Genomic DNA, 17429 nt, shown 5'->3' on the forward strand with positions numbered 1-17429 from the left:
GGAACGAGATTTGTAAGATGACAAGAATATAGTCCGAATGATCATTTAAAAAAATAGTGAAAGAGAGTCTCGCAAGAGGGGCTGCATTGTGGATGGAGAACAGCGTATAGAGTATATCAATCAATTAAATCACTAATTGCTTTTTATAGTTTCTGAAAGGCGCCCCTCTCAGGCAGATGATGCTTGCGAGCGGCGCCTTTTTATATCGTTTTAGGCTCAACAGGAAGTTCATAGTATAATGGTTAGACATATTTCCATTTTACAATAGAGGAAGAGAGCTGCGGATGCCTACAATACTGGTTGCTGATGATGATGCGAATATACGTGAGCTTGTCTGTTTATTTCTTCGGAATGAAGGGTTTGAAACACTCGAAGCTGAGGATGGCATGGAGGCACTGGCCGTCTATGCCTCGACGCATGTCGATCTTGTCGTTCTCGATATTATGATGCCAATTATGGATGGTTGGACGTTATGTAAGGAGCTCCGAAGGGCGAGTCCTGATCTTCCGTTACTTATGCTGACTGCGAGAGGCGAAACCTGGGAGAAAGTAAAAGGGTTCGAGCTTGGGACGGACGATTATTTGACGAAACCCTTCGATCCCTTAGAATTGACGGCTCGTGTGAAGGTACTATTGAAACGATACAGAATTGAAGCCACGCAGACGATACAGTTTGGCAACGTTATCCTTGATCGGCAGACCTATAAGGTGAAGCGGGGGACCGAAGCGCTTACCTTACCACTCAAGGAGTTCGAATTACTGTACAAGCTTGCTGGAACTCCCGGACAAGTCTATACGCGGGAGCAGTTGATTGATCAGATTTGGGGTATTAACTACGCCGGAGATGATCGAACGATAGATGTACATATTAAACGCCTGCGCGAACGGTTTGCGGCTACAACCGATTTTCGTATCGAGACGGTGCGTGGGCTTGGGTACCGGCTTGAGGTTTACGAATGATCAGATCCTTATATATCCGTGTGATCCTAACATTTCTAGTCTCCGTCATCGGGGGGACGGTCATTTCTTTTTTTGTATCCACTTGGATATTCGAAGATAAATTGAACGAAAATGCGCAAATCAATTTACGTAACTTCGGCCAAGACATCGTCCGTATTTACAAGACCCTTCCGTTACGTGAAGCGGACTCGTACGTAAGTGGAATGAAGCAGCTCGATTCCTATTATATTCGGATTTACGAAGCAACGGGTCCGTTCCAGTCTTACGGAAAACTTAACGGACATAAACCTACCACTGTGACGATGGAGCAGCTCAATAAAGTACTGGATGGAGGCGTTGTTCAAGACACTCCAAATGGCATTGCTACGGTCCTCTTAGGGTTACCGTTGCAAACAGAAATGGGAACGAAAGCGATGTTTTTAGAAACGCTCTCTCCCCCATCTACTTCTTTTGTCATCAAGTGGGGATTGATTTTTGCTACGTGTTCATTGATTGCGGGAAGCTTATTAATTCTAGTTGCCTCTGTATTCCTAGTAAGACCGATCAAAAAGCTGACCAAAGCGACCAAACGTATAGCAGCGGGTGATTTCAACGTCAAGCTAAATATTAAGCAAATGAGTGAGCTGGGTACATTGGCTCGCAGCTTCGAAGAAATGATGCATGATCTGCAGCAACTTGAACAGATGCGCAGGGAATTCGTAACGAACGTATCGCACGAGGTTCAGTCTCCGCTTACCTCGATATCCGGTTATGCTCTAGCGCTTAAGCAAGTAGACCTCGCAGATCAGGAACGAAGCCGTTATCTTGATATTATCATCGCTGAAGCAAAGCGAATGTCCAAGATGAGTGATAGCTTGCTCAAGCTGAGTCTGCTTGAATCGCAGGCACAGCAGCTTGGGCTTGCCACACTCAATCTTGATGAACAGATCAGACGAGTCATTGTCGCGCTCCAGCCACAATGGTCGGCTCGCAACATTCATTTTGAGCTTGATCTACAGACCGTTAAAGTCGTAGCTGATCATGACCAATTGAATCAGGTATGGACGAACATCCTAGCCAATGGCATCAAATTTTCCAAGGATGGTGGCGTGATTCATGTCAGCATCAAACGGGATAGCAAATATGTGACTGTTCGAATTTCCGACACGGGTATTGGTATTTCCAACGAAGATCAGAAGCGTATATTCGAGCGATTCTTCAAGGCCGATCGTTCCCACAGCCGCAAGTATGATGGCAGTGGTATGGGTCTTGCCATCGTTAAACAAATTGTATCGCTTCACCAAGGAGACATCCAAGTGGAAAGCGAACTTGGTCAAGGAACGAGCTTTATTGTCACGCTGCCAATCACTCCGCCAACGGTGAACGGATAGTTAGATTTTAGATTTACGAGTAATACATTTGATAGTCTAAATTCATTCTCTATGCTATGGCACACATACAAGCGCTCTTGTATGTGTGCCATAGCATTTTTTTGCTTGTTCATATTCAGTTCATATTGACGTCACGGAGAGAACATCTTCATTGTTTAAGATTTCATTAGCGGTATATAAGGGAATCCAAACAAACAGATCAAGACAGGAGAAGATGACAGTGACACAACCAGAGGATAAGAAAAAGAGGAATGGATCAAAGTTAAGGAAGTTGCGCAACATTTTGCTTAAAATCATAGGAGTCATCGTGATCGCTATCGTTCTTTTTCTAGGTATTGTTTATATCACGAATATAATCAGTACTAATTCAGAGGCGAAAAAGATAGAGCCTTACGGCCAGCACGTATCTGTAGACGGTAAAAATATGAATGTGTTCATTCAAGGCGAAGGCAAGGAAACGATCGTGCTTCTGCCTGGTTACGGAACCGCTGCACCTGCGCTTGATTTTAAGCCACTTATTTCAGAGCTATCCCCATATTATAAAGTCGTCGTGATTGAACCTTTTGGTTATGGATTAAGTGATATTACTGAAAAAGAACGAAGCATAGAAAATATGGTGAGTGAAACTCATGAAGCGCTGCAGGCTCTTCATATTGAACGTTTTATTCTAATGGGGCACTCCATTGCAGGAATTTACGGACTCGATTATGTAAACAAATATCCAAACGAAGTAAGTGCATTTGTCGGCATTGATAGCAGTGTTCCAACCCAAGGCGGTACAGATGATGAATTTCCAACAGAAGCTTATAAGTTACTCAAAAAATCGGGATTCTTCAGATTGCTAATGAAACTAAGTCCTGACCAACTGGTTACACCAACAGTAGATGATGAAACAAGAGAACAAATTAGGATTCTTTCTCTCAAAAACATGTTTAATTCCAATATTTTAAGTGAAGGCGAAAATTTTAATCATAATTTTAAAGCAGCTCAACATTTAACGTTCCCAAAAAATCTTCCTGTGATGTTCTTTTTACAAGCGAATGATACAGAAACTGAAGGCTGGATACCCCTGCATGAAGAGCAAGTCAAAAATTCTGTGCATGGAAAAGTGATGACATTTGACGGAGGACATTATTTACACCATACCCAATCAAAAGAAATTGTTAAAAATTTCAGGTTATATATGGAAGAGATTAAAGAAGGATCGTTGAAATAGATCATGACAGGAGAAAATGACCGTGACACAACCAGAGGATAAGAAAATGAGGAATGGATCGAAGATAAAGAAGGTGCGAAACATTGTACTTAAAATTATAGGAGCAATCGTTATATTCATTGTTTTAATTCTAGGTATTGTATATATCACGAATGTGATCAGTACTAATTCAGAGGCAAACAAGATAGACTCTTACGGCCAGCACGTATCTGTAGACGGGAAAAATATAAATGTGCTCATTCAAGGCGAAGGCAAGGAAACGATCGTGCTTCTGCCAGGCTATGGAACCGCTGCCCCAGCGCTTGATTTTAAGCTGCTCATTGATGAACTATCTCCATTTTACAGAGTTGTCGCAGTTGAGCCTTTCGGTTATGGATTAAGTGATGGAACTGAAAAAGAACGAACCACAGAGAATATCGTCAGTGAAGTTCATGAAGCTCTACAGCAGCTTAACATTAACCAATACATGCTTATGGGCCATTCTATTGCAGGGATTTACGGCGTTGACTATGTGAACACATATCCAAACGAGGTGACTGCATTTGTCGGCATCGATAGCAGTGTTGCAACACAACCGGGTATGGATGTTAAATTACCTACAACAATGTTCGGATTTCTAAAAAAATCAGGTCTCCAAAGATTAGTGGTCAAATTTGGTGGTGATCCTTATGCTGGACTCCCATTTGATGAGCACACCGTAGAGCAGATGAAAATGCTGTCGAATAAAAACTCGAATAGTTCCACAATGTTGAATGAGATGGATCATATTTCTTCCAATTTTAAAGGGGCTCAGGGTTTAACCTTCCCTAAAGACCTTCCACTTCTTCTTCTTATTCAAGCGAATAATGAAGATGTGAAAGGATGGATTCCGCTTCATGAAGGGCAGATCAAAGACTCGGCACATGGGAAGGTAATCACGGTGGATGGATCACATTACTTGCACCACACTAAATTCAAAGAAATTGCTAGAGACGTTAGAGCTTTTATGAAAGAAGCGAAGTAAGTGTTCTGAAAAGTTAAACTCGATATCTTAAAGATGCATTCATGGATACGGAAAACCGCCCTTAGAGGCGGTTTTTTGCTGTGCATTTGTACGCATGAGGCGGGAGTTCAGTACTTAACTGAATGCAGCTTGTATTTATTTTGGCTTGGAATCAAATATTCATTGCTACAATTCGCTTATCATCGGTATGATAGTGAGTAGTAGAGTTAGTACATCATAGTATAGGAGGGATAGATCATGGCTATTTTATCGATTATATTCGTGTTTATAGGTGTTTTCGGCTTGCTCAATATTTTATTGCTCTTTCTAGTCCAAGATACCAAAGTAAATAAGTTGATGTTCACAGGTACGGTCTTGCTAGGTATTCTAATCAGTATATTAACGATCAGCTCGCTTCCGAGCAACGATGTTACGCTGAAGGTTGTTGCAGGCGTCTGGGGTCTGTTGGCGCTTATTGGAGTTGTATTTAGAATCATGCATAAGTTCACATTAGCAAAAGTATTCGCTTCCGCTTCGGTGATCCTGGGTATGATTCAGCTGTTTTTCTTCTAATTAGAAACCTTCTCCGGGTGGGGGAAGGTTTTTTTGTTTAGGGAATATAAAAAGAATATTTTAACAGGACAAAGCGTCTTATCTTCGGTATGATAGAATGTAAATTCAATATACTGGAAACAGGTGCCAATCTGATTTATACATAAATCATGGATTGGTTAAAAGGGAAGTGGGTGTAAATCCCACGCGGTCCCGCCGCTGTAAAAGAGGAGTCCTTGCATGATGCCACTGGGAAACCGGGAAGGTTGTAAGGATGATGATACTTGAGCCAGAATACCTGCCTGTTTTGTCACACCATTAACTCTACGAAGGATAGAAGGGTGTTTATTAGTGCATGCTTCTTTCAGCGGATGACTATATAAACCTCTTAACTTACAAGTTGAGAGGTTTTTTCATGCTGTCAGAAAGTGTTTTTCATGTTTTCAAATAAAGGGGAGAGAAAGGAATGAATTTTCAATTGAAGAAAAATAAGTTTTTAGCATGGCTGCTCGTCGTAAGTATGTTCTTCACCATGTTCTTACCAGGAATGACTGTGTCATATGCAGATGGAGGAGCTTTAACACCACAAGCGGGGAATGAAGAAACACTAGTAACTCCAGAGCAAAGCGGTGATGTTGATCAAGCCGAGGTAAGTGATGGAACAGAAACCACAAATACGGGGATATCAGAGCCCAGTAGTGATTTAGATAGCTCTAAAGAAACAGGTACGGATGTTGATGCAGGAGCAGAAACAGGTACGGAATCAGGGACAGAGACAGGTGTAGAAAAAGATACAGAAGCACCAACGATTACAGTAGTAGGTTTAGATAAACAGGAAGTATCCCAAAGTGAACTCACTTTTAAAGTCACGGTAACGGACAACGTAAATAAAGATATCATTCCAGAAGTAAAGCTGAATACCAAAGTGATAAATGGAGTGGCTGGAGAATACAAGGTTTCACTGAACGTTGGCGAAAATCTGATTAAGGTGACGGCCATTGATGGAGCAGAAAATAAAGCTGAACAAACATTTAGCATTAAATACAATAAGGTAGTTCCTACGCTTTCAGCAAAAGAACAGTTGGCTAAGAACTTGGAGTATATTCATAACACTGTGCCTAGCCCAAGTTATGGAAGTGAATGGTCTATTCTATCATTAGCTAGAGGTGATTACCAAGCAGACCCCGCTTATTATGATTCCTATTACGAGAAGGTCAAACTTAAAGTAAAGGAAGTAATGCTAAAAAATAACGGTAAATTGGATAAAACGCTTAGTACTGAAGAATCAAGAGTGATTCTGGGATTAACTTCAATGGGTGTAGATATTCACAATGTTGGAGGCTATGACCTTACGAAGTCGTTAGCTAATATTGATTATGTCAAAGGCCCATATACCGGTAGTATCTCAGCCTTATTAGCTTTAGATAGCCACCATTACGAAATTCCATTAATTGAAGGTGGTAATTCAGAAAAACAAACAACAAGAGAAAAGCTAATCCGAAAGATTCTAGATGAAGAATCTAAATTAAGCGGACTAGACATGAAGGCAATGGCCCTACAGAGCCTTGCTCCATATTATTCAAATTATCCAGAAGTAAGAAGTTTTGTAGATCGAACGATTGAATATTTTTCGCAATCTCAAAGAAACGATGGTAGTTTCCCTTCCAATATATTCAGTACCGCGCAAGTTATTGTTGCCTTAACTGCATTGGGTATTGATCCAGCGACGGATAGTCGATTTATAAAAAATGGGAAGTCAGCTTTAGATGGCTTATTAATGTCTGCCGATCCCCGAGGTGGATTCATTTACTCAGGCGATAGAAATGCTATGGCTACAGACCAAGGCACCTATGCTTTAGTGTCCTATGATCGATTAGTAAATAAAAAAAATCGTTTATTCGACATGACGGATGTACAGATCAAAGATTCATCCCAGCCTGAGCTACCTCAAGCTGTTGAATTACCATTACCTAATGGAGAACAGCAGCCTAACGTTGCAATTCCGAATGACAATCATGACTATATTATTCCGATCAAACCAACGGATAGTAATAAAGATATTAAAGTCTCCATTCTCGAGAGTATACGTGCGAAGGTCAGTGTAAATGTACCTTTTAATAGTAGTCTTCCTAATCTAGAGGTTACTAAAGGAAATGCGGTTGCAGCCATCCCTAAAGGTGCGAAAGTTACGAGTGGTAATTCCGCTGCAATTGAAGTATTAACTTCGAAAAGTGTTGTAGATACTGCATTAATTAATCAAGTTAAAGCTATTATTCCATCCGACAAGAAGCTCGATCATATCGATCAGGCATTCTCGATGGGAGGATCTGATAAGGTATCCTTTGATTCATTTGTTACGTTAACTTTTAAGGGCATGAAAGGGAAAGATACGGCTTATATCCAGGCGGGAAATCCCCATGCGATACAAAAATATGCAAGTAACATAGAAGGCGAAGCTAGCGGCAAGAGTGAGTACGCCTATGACAGTGGAAATGATCTGATTGTAAAGACCAATCATTTTACAGACTATGTCGTGTATACATCCATTACGGATGTTCCTCCTGTTGTAGCAGGGCAGTACGTAACATTAACGGTCGATAAACTTATGATTAACAAGGGCTATGTAGTCGCCAACACAAAGGTAGAGTTAAGATCTGGTGACACGGTATGGACCCTTTTACGAAGAGTGCTGGACAGTAAGGGTATTAGCTACTCTTGGAATAATAAGTCTGGGACTCCATACTTAGAATCCATTGCTGGGGATGGAGAATTTGATCATGGCAGTGGAAGCGGCTGGATGTATAGTGTTAACGGTAGCTATCCAGGATACGGCGCTAGCCAGTACGTCCTAACCAATGGTGATGAAGTTCAGTGGCGATACACGGCAAACCTGGGTAGTGACTTGGGAGCAAAAGTTCCTACGGGAAGCCTAATCTCAGTGGGTGAAGGAATGGTTGTTAATTCCGATGACAAGTCACCTGTTATTAACGTTCCAAGCAATATCCAAAGGGATTATAAACTAAGTATTTCGAAAGAATTACAAAACACCAACAATATCACGATTAATATTCCTGATGTTAAAGCTAAGGTATTTCTAAACTTAGAAGATGTTAAAGACAATATTCCCATGATCACAGTCAATAAAGGTAATATTGTCGTTGTTATTGATAAAGGTACGAGATTTAAATCTGGAGATCGTCAAATTGAACTCATGACCGCTAATCAGGATACGAAATTACAAGAGATGATCCAGAGTACACTGAATAAAGGAAATAAAGTTACAGCTCTAAATTATGCTTTTATGATGGGGAATACAAATAGTTCCGTATTATTTGATAAGCCACTTACCATCACGATTAAGGGTGCTAAAGGGCAGATGATAGGTTTTGTGGACAACAACCGTTTCACACCAATCACGATTTATGACACTGAAGACCAAGGAATCAAGCAAAATCAAGGCAGTGAGAAGCAAACCTATGGTTTTGTAAAGGGCAATGATATTTATATCAAAACGAACCATATTACAACCTTTGTTTCATATACGACGGGCCTAGATGCTACGGTTCCTACGGAACCAAGTACAACACCAAATTTGAACACGCTGTACTCAGACTCAGGTGCATTTCGAAATGGGCTTACGATGCTATTCTTGAAGCGACTAAGAATGGCTTTATCCAAGGAAGCAATGGCAGGTTTAATCCGCAAGCTAGCGTTACTAGAGCAGAATTCACCAAAATGTTAGTCAATGTGATGGGACTGGATACGAAGCTTGCTACTGGTGCTAACTTTAAGGATGTACGTGCAAATGACTGGTTCTATCCTTATGTTAACGCAGCGAATCAAGCGGGACTCGTCACAGGATATAACAATGAATTCCGTCCAAACGACAATATGACTCGTGAGCAAATGGCAGTAACGATTGTTAGAGCTTTGGGAGTTCAAGGTGTTAAATCAGGAATAGCAATTAAAGATATGCATAAAGCCTCTGCTTGGGCTAAGGCTGATATCGAAACCGTTCATGCACTTGGTTTAATGACAGGCAGCGGTAGTCTATTCAACCCTAAGAATGTGGTTACAAGAGAAATGGCCGCTGTTGTATCTACTAGGGTTCATAAATATAAGAATGACCATAAGACCACAGATACCAATACGGGTAAAGTAGATAGCGTAGTCAGTAAAACGAAGCCAGAAGTTCAGAAGCAAATTAAAAATACGGCAGCTTTTATGCAAAAAGCAGTTACAGATCCAGTCATCGCCACCGTTGGCGGGGACTGGACGGTCATGGGGCTGGCGCGTTCAGATGTGAAGCTTTCTGACGCCTACTATGCGAAATACTATGCTAATGTTGAGAAGATATTGAAGGAGAAATCCGGTAAGCTGCATAGTGTTAAATATACGGAATACGATAGAGTCATCTTGGCGTTAACGTCTATTGGAAAAAGTGTGGATCATGTAGCAGGCTATAACTTAAGAGAACGTCTGGCTGATTTTGATACTTTAGTTAAACAAGGGATTAATGGACCGATCTTTGCTCTGATTGCACTCGACAGCAAGCATTATGAAATCCCGATTGTTCAAGGCGTGAAGACACAGACAACAAGAGAATTGTTAATTGATTATATGTTGAACAGAGAGCTAAGCGGTGGCGGATGGGCTTTAGGTGAGCGTCCAGATCAATCCGATGCAGATATTACAGCAATGGTTATTCAAGGGCTTACGCCTTACGTTCAGACCAACCCTAAAGTGAAAGCGGCAGTGGACCGCGGCGTTGCGTGGTTGTCCAAAGCTCAGACCGCGGATGGTGGTTATGCAAGCTGGCAATCAGCAAACGCTGAGAGTATTGCTCAGGTTATTGTAGCTTTGACTGGCCTTGGCATTAATCCAGACACAGACACCAGGTTTATTAAAAATGGTCATTCAGCGTTAGATGCCTTATTAAGCTTCGCAGCAACTGGCGGCGGATTCTACCATATCAAATCAGGTGGAGTCGATAACGGTGGTGCAAAACCAGGTGAAGTAGATCTTATGGCTACAGATCAGGCAATGTATGCACTGGTTGCCTATGACCGATTCGTAAATGGAAAGAACCGTTTGTTCGACATGACTGATGTAAAATAGTAATGAGCTTAAGCAAGGGTATAATCATATACCTTGCTTAGTCATTTAAGGTGGGATTCGATTCATGAACAAAAAGAGATGGCTCGTTGCCATAATGATTACAGCGGTGCTAGCGATTGCATTCTTATGGGGCGGTGATTATCAGAAGAGTCCGACGCAGGTTGCTGATAAGAATCGAGAAGCTCAGAGTGAAGGTGCAGAGAAGTCGGTATCCACTGAGATAGCTGAAGCAACGGAAGAGGAAGTTTATCAAGATAAAGCTAAAGTTAATGCTGATTCTGATACGGACACCAAAGTAACGGATGATACTTCAGTAACGGATGATGCTTCAGTCATCGATGAGAGTACTGCCCAAACAGATTCGAAAGAAACCAAGGTAACACCGAAGGCTGAACAATCTGTAAAGACAGATAACGCAACAGGGGTAACAGACAAACCTATTTTAGACAAATCAACAGATACCTCCAAATCAACAGACTCCCGTAAACAGGTGGATGCTGACAAAAAATCTCCTGTATTGGAGAAAAAGCCAGCAGAAGTCACAACCAAAAAGCCGGATAAAAGCACTGTATCCTCCAATGAGACACCTAAAGCAGATAAGCCTTCAACAAATACAAAACCCAAAAAAGATAAATACCTTACAGACGCTGTACCTAGCGGTAAACCTAAGCCGATTGAGTGGCAGGATACAACCATTAAGAAGGATAAAGAATTAACAGTTACCTTATCCGTAACGGCGAAGACCATTCTGGATCATATGGATACGTTCAATACAGATAAGCTTGATGTGTTACCAGCTGACGGAATCATTTATAAGGCTCGCAAAGTAACCTTTTATGAAGGAGAGTCCGTATTTGATGTGTTACTTCGAGAGATGAAAAAGAAAAAAATTCATATGGAATTTTCCATGACTCCGATCTACAACAGTAACTATATTGAGGGCATTAACAACATCTATGAATTTGACTGCGGAGAGCTGAGCGGCTGGATGTACAAGGTCAACGGATGGTTCCCGAATTACGGTGCTAGTCGATATGTTCTGAAGAATGGGGATATCGTGGACTGGGTATATACTTGTGATTTAGGACGGGACGTTGGCGGAGATAAGGCTGCAATGGGAGGGAGGTAATATGCGGGATAGCTTCGCTTCCTATCATCCCATCGTGAATTTTGGTTATTTTGTTGTGATATTGGTGTGCAGCATGGTCTTTATGCACCCGGTATTTCAAATGCTAGCTCTGATCAGCGCGATCACCTATTCCGTGATGTTAAAGGGTTCAAGAGCGATCAAATTTAACCTACTCTATATGTTACCGCTGCTCTTATTTATGGCAATCATGAACCCAGCATTTAATCATGCAGGTGTGACCATTCTCTTCTATTTAAAGAATGGGAATCCGATTACGCTGGAATCGATTCTGTTTGGCGTAGCGGCCGCATGTATGTTTGTAACGGTCATTATATGGTTCTCTTGCTATAACGAGGTGATGACATCGGATAAATTCATTTATATGTTCGGCACAATCATTCCGGCGCTGTCGCTCATCCTCTCAATGGTGCTTCGTTTTGTCCCGAGGTATATGACTCAAATTAAGGTGATTTCAAATGCACAGAAATGCATTGGCAGAGACGTTTCACAAGGCAATATCCTAAGGAGGGCACGGAATGGGATCACCATCCTATCCATCATGACCACCTGGGCACTAGAGAATGCGATTGAAACGGCGGATTCGATGAAATCGAGAGGGTATGGACTTCCGGGTCGTACAAGCTTCTCCATATTTCGGTTCGATAATCGCGATAAAATCATATCCATGTTCATGATCAGTCTGATCGCACTGGTTGTCATAGGGGCTGTGAAGGGTGAGAATACAATTCGTTTCTTCCCGTCGGTAAAGGCAGCCGAGATTTCGCCTTTTAGTTTGATCGTGTATATTGCCTATTTTGTGCTATGTATGATACCTGTAATCGTGAATGTGGTGGAGGCTGTGAAATGGAAACATATCGAATCAAAGACTTAAGCTTTAGCTTCCCTGAACAAGACCAAAGAGCACTCACCCATATTAATCTCACCATTCAGAGCGGAGAGTTTGTTACGATATGCGGCAAATCGGGCTGCGGGAAGAGTACTCTACTCAGGCATTTAAAATCAATACTTACCCCGCATGGAAAACGTGAGGGCGACATTTACTTTGGTGAACAGCCTATTGAAGAGATGGACCACCGCGCACAGGCTACACAAATCGGTTTTGTCTTGCAAAATCCTGACAACCAAATCGTTACCGATAAGGTGTGGCATGAGCTGGCCTTTGGACTTGAAAATATAGGCTGTGATCAAGCAACGATTCGTTTGCGCGTGGCTGAAATGGCCAGCTTCTTTGGCATCCAAACCTGGTATCACAAAAATGTATCCGAGCTATCTGGAGGTCAGAAGCAACTGCTGAACCTAGCCTCCATTATGGCGATGCATCCATCCGTGCTAATTTTGGATGAACCCACCTCTCAGCTCGATCCCATTGCAGCAGCAGACTTTTTGGAAACGGTGAAAAAGATCAATCGTGACCTCGGTACTACCGTCATCATTACGGAGCATCGTCTGGAGGAAATCCTTTCGATTTCAGATCGCTTAATCGTCATGGATAAAGGTGAGATTATCGCAGATGATACGCCAGTACAGGTCGGAGCTACGCTACGCTCGATGAATCACCCTATGTTTATGGCAATGCCTTCCCCGATGCAGATTGTTGCTGGAGTAGATCCAGCGGCGGACGCAAGTCTTCCGGTTACGGTGAAGGATGGGCGCCAATGGCTGGATGGATTTCTTCAGGATAAGACGGCCAGTCTTATCGAGAATGCTAAGGGAAGCTCGGAGTTATCCAGCTCGATAGCTATAAAGTTTAAAGATGTGTGGTTTAAATATGAGAAGCATGGTCCAGATATCATTAAAGACTTATCTTTTGAAGTGAAGACAGGTCAATTCTATTGCATCGTTGGTGGGAATGGTACGGGTAAGACGACGACTCTATCTCTGATTAGTAGTATTCTGCAGCCCTACCGAGGGAAAGTGCTAATTAACGGTAAGAATCCTGCCAAAATGAGTACAAGTGAGCTTTTTATGAATAACTTAGGCGTACTTCCCCAAAACCCGCAAACCTTATTTGTGAAAAAGACAGTCGAAGAGGATTTGTATGAAATGTTGACCTTCACCAAACTCACGCAGGAAGAGAAGGCGACTAAAGTGCAGGCTATTAGTTCGTTTGCGGAGCTCGGTCCGTTACTTGGCATGCATCCGTATGATTTGAGTGGAGGAGAGCAGCAGCGTGCTGCGCTAGCAAAGGTGCTTTTATTGGAACCGAAGATCTTGCTGCTTGATGAACCGACGAAGGGACTGGATGGCTTCTTTAAGGAGAAGCTCGCGATGTTTCTGAAACAGCTTAATGTAACAGGAGTTACCATTGTGATGGTCTCGCATGATATTGAGTTCTGTGCCAAGTATGGGGAGGTATGCGCGATGTTCTTTGACGGAAGCATGATTACGTCGAATACGGCGAGTGCGTTCTTTGCAGGTAATAGTTTTTATACGACAGCAGCTAATCGGATGGCACGCCATGTGTGGAGTGAAGCTGTAACGATTGAGGATGTGATTATGCGATGCAGGGCAAGCCGATCGAACGCCAACGTTTGAGCCGCCGGACATTATTAGCAGCCGTTCTGATCCTGGTTCTCATCCCAGCGACGATTATGTTCGGCGTTTATGTATTAGATGACCGGAAGTATTATTTTATCAGTCTGCTCATTGTACTCTATACGATAGTGCCATTCGCTATGGTATTTGAGCAACGAAAACCGCAGGCCAGGGAGCTCATAGTCATTGCTGTCTTATCTGCGATTGCAGTGGCAGGGCGGGGCGCATTCTTCATGCTTCCTCAGTTTAAACCCGTTGTTGCCATTGTCATTATTGCAGGTGTGAGCTTGGGCCCTGAGGCAGGATTCTTAGTTGGAGCTGTGACAGGTTTCGTCTCTAATTTCTTCTTTGGTCAGGGTCCTTGGACACCATGGCAAATGTTCTGTTTTGGCATTATCGGATTTCTGGCAGGGATTTTATTTAAAAAAGGTCTCCTCAAAAAAACGAAGATTTCTCTCTGTCTATTTGGAGGATTATCGACCTTCATCATATACGGTGGGATCATTAATATAGGATCACTACTCATGTTTACATCACACTTCACATGGAAGGCGCTGCTCGCTACGTATATCTCAGGCTTTTGGTTTGATATGGTGCATGCGATTGCAACAGTATTCTTCCTATTGATCATGGCGAAGCTATGATTGAAAAATTAGACCGAATCAAAACCAAATATGGGCTCATCGAGCCCTGAGATAGAACAAAGAAGGGGCGAAGCCGGAATAGGCTTCGCCCCTTATGTATGGTCTTCCTACAATTTACTACCTCTTGGCAATCAATAATGATCATTCAATTTGTTTTTTATTTAAAATGTTCTGCAAATGCCTTTACGTTCTCTATGATTATTCCTTTTAGTTGATCAGAATCTTCCTTAGGAAGGGAAGCTGCCTTATAACCGCCAAATGATTCAATACAGATCGCTGCTTCTCTTAGATCCTCAGGGAAATTCGCCTCTATGATTTCTTCCGTTTTTTTCGGTTTCTCATTACAGATATAGTAACCCATGCGCTTGGTTAACAACTCTGCCTTATTTTTTTTGATAAAGTCACGAATCGGTTTATATATTTTTCCGTCTCTCACCCCAGCCCCGATAATAATCGAATCGAATTCCTCGATATTTGGCTTCTCTGCTTCAATATTGCAGGTCTTAGACTCAGAGAGCTCTTGAGATAGTATTGTTGCACACTGTTCGGTTGCCCCAGATTTCGTTGAATATATAATAAGTACGGTCATGAATTCTCACCTTTCTCAGCTAAAATATTTGGTTGCTCAGCTAACCTACTCATATATCAATGATTTCCTTTTATCGATCATTTATCCTTCATATCGAGAAAATAGTTAGTTGAGATACTTGGTAATGACTAAGGTGATTTCATTTCATTTTACCGAATGTATTCATAGTTTACAAAATCGTAGTGAAAGATGTACGAAGTACTAATTACTAAGAGAGTCATTTTTATGCTGCTGTAGACAAATAAAGAACGTCATGGCTTCAGGTTGGGAAGAGGCCGTAACGTTCTTTTGTTTGATTTATCCATGATCACTCTATTTTCTTGACAATACACAGTCTAATCTATATAGATTAGTTAACTAAACTATATTGAAGTTAGATGCGGGGGTTACGAATTTGGATCAAGATAACATGACAGTCAAGAAAGAAGAGATACCGATAACCATACCAACCACCTCAACCACCACACCAACGCCAAAGAAAAAATCCATATATTTCAAAATAGGTGTGGGTCTGCTTGTCGTATCCATGCTTTCTTGGCTTATTCCTGTAATTGCACCGTTCACACCTCTTCCAACAAAGGAAAAGGCAATGATCATTACAGGTGCAATCATTTTTGCAGAAGTATTGTTTTGGGTGGGTACTCTATTGGTTGGGAAAGAAATGGCTAAGAAATTTAAAAGCTACTTCCTTCCGAAGAAGCGGAGTCAGAAGTAGCTTTAATCATCTTGCTATCCCCATATGCCAATAAGCAGAATGCCACAGAAGATGACTACAGAACATAAGATTCGCTTCAAGCCATTTTGCTCCTTCAAGAGCAGTATGCCAAGGAATGTAGCAAATACAGTCCCTATTTCGCGCAGAGGACTGATATGAGCCATCGGTGCTTGTTGCATCGCGAACAGGAATAGTAGATAGGATCCTGGATTCAGGATGGCACCTAGCATCATGGTAGATTTATTGACTTTCCATTCCGCCCAGATTTGTCGTGAAGCTAGGACGCTGGGGTCAGGCCAGCCACGAAACCGATATTCGTGACCTCCAGTAATGCGAGCGGTGAAATATGCTCTAGGTTTAGCTTGTCAACGAATACATAGCAGGTTGTGCACAGCCCAACACATAAAGCCATCAAGACCGGCTTCATCCCTTGTGTTTTGGGGTTTGATGGCTTGCTGCGCGAGCCAACTCCACTCAGGATGGTGAACCCTCCAAGCATACAGACAATCCCGATCCATCCAAATACAGATAATGATTCACTAAGGAAAAGTACGCCGATGATCGGGACGAGCAGTGTGCTTGTGCCACGCATAATCGGATAAATTTGCGACAAATCACCAAGCTCATAGGTCTGTGATAAGAGCCATGAGTATAGAGCCTGTAAGGCTATTGATAAAATCAGTAGACCATAGGAGCCTGCATTCATTGGATTATGCCACAGCTCTATGATTAATACAGGCAGTAGTAGAATGGTAGCTACCATCATAATCGACCACAGGAAGACGCTCTTATTGCGGCTTTTTTTGGTGAACATACTCCAGACAGCATGTGCCATACCGGAGGCAATGACTAGAAGAATAGGTAATAGCATTAGATGTCAGCCCCTCAGAAGACTAGTTCTCGATTATGTTATTAGGATCATGAATGGGCTGGTTACGTACAACGGAACCATCTACCAGACGAAGCCATGTTTCAAATTCGCGGTCTCCAAGGGTCAGTTTAATGACGCGAGCGCCTCGCATAAAGCCCTCTCGACCATACGTATTGTAGCCGCTTGCCCGCCCGTAACAGAGCCGAACGCCATGTAGGGTGCCTTCAAAATCATTGGTGTGGTCATGCCCGCAAAAGGTACCCATCACATCACCCATTTCAAGTAGGGCTGTGAATAATCCTGAGTTGACTTGAGGGCAGCACACCGGCTCGAATTTATTCCCTTGGCACACTTGGGTGTCCCACATTTCCTGATATTCAGGAATTGGGATATGAAAGAAAGCGAGAGCAGGGAGTTTCTTCTTGGTGTCTTGTGGATTTAGCCGTGAGGATTCACTTGCTAGCCAATTGATTTGTTCACGTTCAATCCAGCCATAGCCGGGAACCTCTGGAAGAGGAGAGTAGGCGCCCGAGTCAAGGAAATAAAGTGCAGCCGCTGGCTTACCTTCGGAATCGACTAGCTCAACCGTATAATTACCTGAGCCTTGAAGCTCTTCGGGCCCTGCGTCCGCTACGATATGCTGATGCTCAAGCGCCACCTGCATAAGCTCATCACGGGTAATCCGGCTTTCGGTATCATGATTACCAAATACAAAGGACCACTTTATG

At 42.3% G+C, this 17429-nt stretch carries 16 protein-coding genes and 1 riboswitch; of the genes, 12 read left to right on the plus strand and 4 right to left on the minus strand.

Annotated features, from left to right (window positions below):
• Positions 1–284 precede the first annotated feature (284 nt).
• The 11 genes from JCM16418_RS13165 (at position 285) to JCM16418_RS25305 (ending at position 14526) form a co-directional block, all read left to right on the plus strand.
• Entirely contained in the window at positions 285–959 is a 675-nt protein-coding gene (locus tag JCM16418_RS13165) for a response regulator transcription factor (RefSeq protein WP_036649614.1), read from the plus strand.
• Positions 956–2329 carry a sensor histidine kinase gene (locus tag JCM16418_RS13170; RefSeq protein ID WP_036649616.1) on the plus strand — a complete coding sequence of 458 codons (1374 nt, stop codon included), beginning with the start codon at positions 956–958 and terminating at the stop codon, positions 2327–2329. Before JCM16418_RS13165 ends, JCM16418_RS13170 begins: the two co-directional genes overlap by 4 nt.
• Positions 2330–2543: 214 nt before the next feature.
• Positions 2544–3545: an alpha/beta hydrolase gene (locus JCM16418_RS13175; protein WP_052020277.1), complete on the plus strand. Its 1002-nt coding sequence runs from the start codon at positions 2544–2546 to the stop codon at positions 3543–3545.
• 22 nt (positions 3546–3567) lie between these two features.
• Positions 3568–4548, plus strand: coding sequence for an alpha/beta hydrolase (locus tag JCM16418_RS13180; RefSeq protein ID WP_036649621.1), 981 nt, complete (start codon positions 3568–3570; stop codon positions 4546–4548).
• Between the two features lie 237 nt (positions 4549–4785).
• Positions 4786–5100 carry a hypothetical protein gene (locus tag JCM16418_RS13185; protein ID WP_036649624.1) on the plus strand — a complete coding sequence of 105 codons (315 nt, stop codon included), beginning with the start codon at positions 4786–4788 and terminating at the stop codon, positions 5098–5100.
• A gap of 104 nt (positions 5101–5204) precedes the next feature.
• Positions 5205–5399: riboswitch (cobalamin riboswitch) on the plus strand.
• A 146-nt stretch (positions 5400–5545) separates the two neighbouring features.
• Entirely contained in the window at positions 5546–8821 is a 3276-nt protein-coding gene (locus tag JCM16418_RS13190; RefSeq protein WP_036649626.1) for a DUF4430 domain-containing protein, read from the plus strand.
• A complete protein-coding gene (locus tag JCM16418_RS23790; RefSeq protein ID WP_373280716.1) occupies positions 8752–10197 on the plus strand; it encodes an S-layer homology domain-containing protein in 1446 nt (481 codons plus the stop codon). The genes JCM16418_RS13190 and JCM16418_RS23790 overlap by 70 nt, the downstream gene beginning before the upstream one ends.
• Before the next feature lie 64 nt (positions 10198–10261).
• Positions 10262–11326 (plus strand): DUF4430 domain-containing protein, encoded by a 1065-nt coding sequence (locus tag JCM16418_RS13200; protein ID WP_036649628.1) that lies wholly within the window; start codon positions 10262–10264, stop codon positions 11324–11326.
• Position 11327: 1 nt separating this feature from the next.
• Positions 11328–12218, plus strand: coding sequence for an energy-coupling factor transporter transmembrane component T (locus JCM16418_RS13205; RefSeq protein WP_036649631.1), 891 nt, complete (start codon positions 11328–11330; stop codon positions 12216–12218).
• A complete protein-coding gene (locus tag JCM16418_RS13210) occupies positions 12191–13882 on the plus strand; it encodes an ABC transporter ATP-binding protein (RefSeq protein ID WP_036649634.1) in 1692 nt (563 codons plus the stop codon). Before JCM16418_RS13205 ends, JCM16418_RS13210 begins: the two co-directional genes overlap by 28 nt.
• Positions 13849–14526 carry an ECF transporter S component gene (locus JCM16418_RS25305; RefSeq protein WP_242403828.1) on the plus strand — a complete coding sequence of 226 codons (678 nt, stop codon included), beginning with the start codon at positions 13849–13851 and terminating at the stop codon, positions 14524–14526. The genes JCM16418_RS13210 and JCM16418_RS25305 overlap by 34 nt, the downstream gene beginning before the upstream one ends.
• A gap of 157 nt (positions 14527–14683) precedes the next feature.
• Here the strand turns inward: JCM16418_RS25305 and JCM16418_RS13220 are convergent, their stop codons facing one another.
• Positions 14684–15115, minus strand: coding sequence for a flavodoxin domain-containing protein (locus tag JCM16418_RS13220; protein WP_036649637.1), 432 nt, complete (start codon positions 15113–15115; stop codon positions 14684–14686).
• A gap of 409 nt (positions 15116–15524) precedes the next feature.
• Here JCM16418_RS13220 and JCM16418_RS13225 point away from each other — a divergent pair, with 409 nt between their 5' ends.
• Positions 15525–15830: a transporter suffix domain-containing protein gene (locus JCM16418_RS13225; protein WP_148298809.1), complete on the plus strand. Its 306-nt coding sequence runs from the start codon at positions 15525–15527 to the stop codon at positions 15828–15830.
• A 14-nt stretch (positions 15831–15844) separates the two neighbouring features.
• On the opposite strand, the gene JCM16418_RS25920 is transcribed toward JCM16418_RS13225, so the two are convergent.
• Genes JCM16418_RS25920 through JCM16418_RS13235 form a run of 3 tightly spaced genes read right to left on the minus strand, consistent with a single transcriptional unit; the run spans position 15845 to position 17359 of the window.
• Positions 15845–16063, minus strand: coding sequence for an EamA family transporter (locus tag JCM16418_RS25920; RefSeq protein WP_242403829.1), 219 nt, complete (start codon positions 16061–16063; stop codon positions 15845–15847).
• Positions 16064–16107: 44 nt separating this feature from the next.
• Positions 16108–16701, minus strand: a complete 594-nt coding sequence (locus JCM16418_RS13230) for an EamA family transporter (protein ID WP_242403830.1) — start codon at positions 16699–16701, stop codon at positions 16108–16110.
• Positions 16702–16723: 22 nt separating this feature from the next.
• A complete protein-coding gene (locus tag JCM16418_RS13235) occupies positions 16724–17359 on the minus strand; it encodes a metallophosphoesterase family protein (RefSeq protein ID WP_373280713.1) in 636 nt (211 codons plus the stop codon).
• Positions 17360–17429 lie beyond the last annotated feature (70 nt).

Origin of the sequence: Paenibacillus pini JCM 16418 (genome assembly GCF_000576305.1) — a bacterium.
Taxonomy (GTDB): Bacteria; Bacillota; Bacilli; order Paenibacillales; family Paenibacillaceae; genus Paenibacillus_AQ; species Paenibacillus_AQ pini.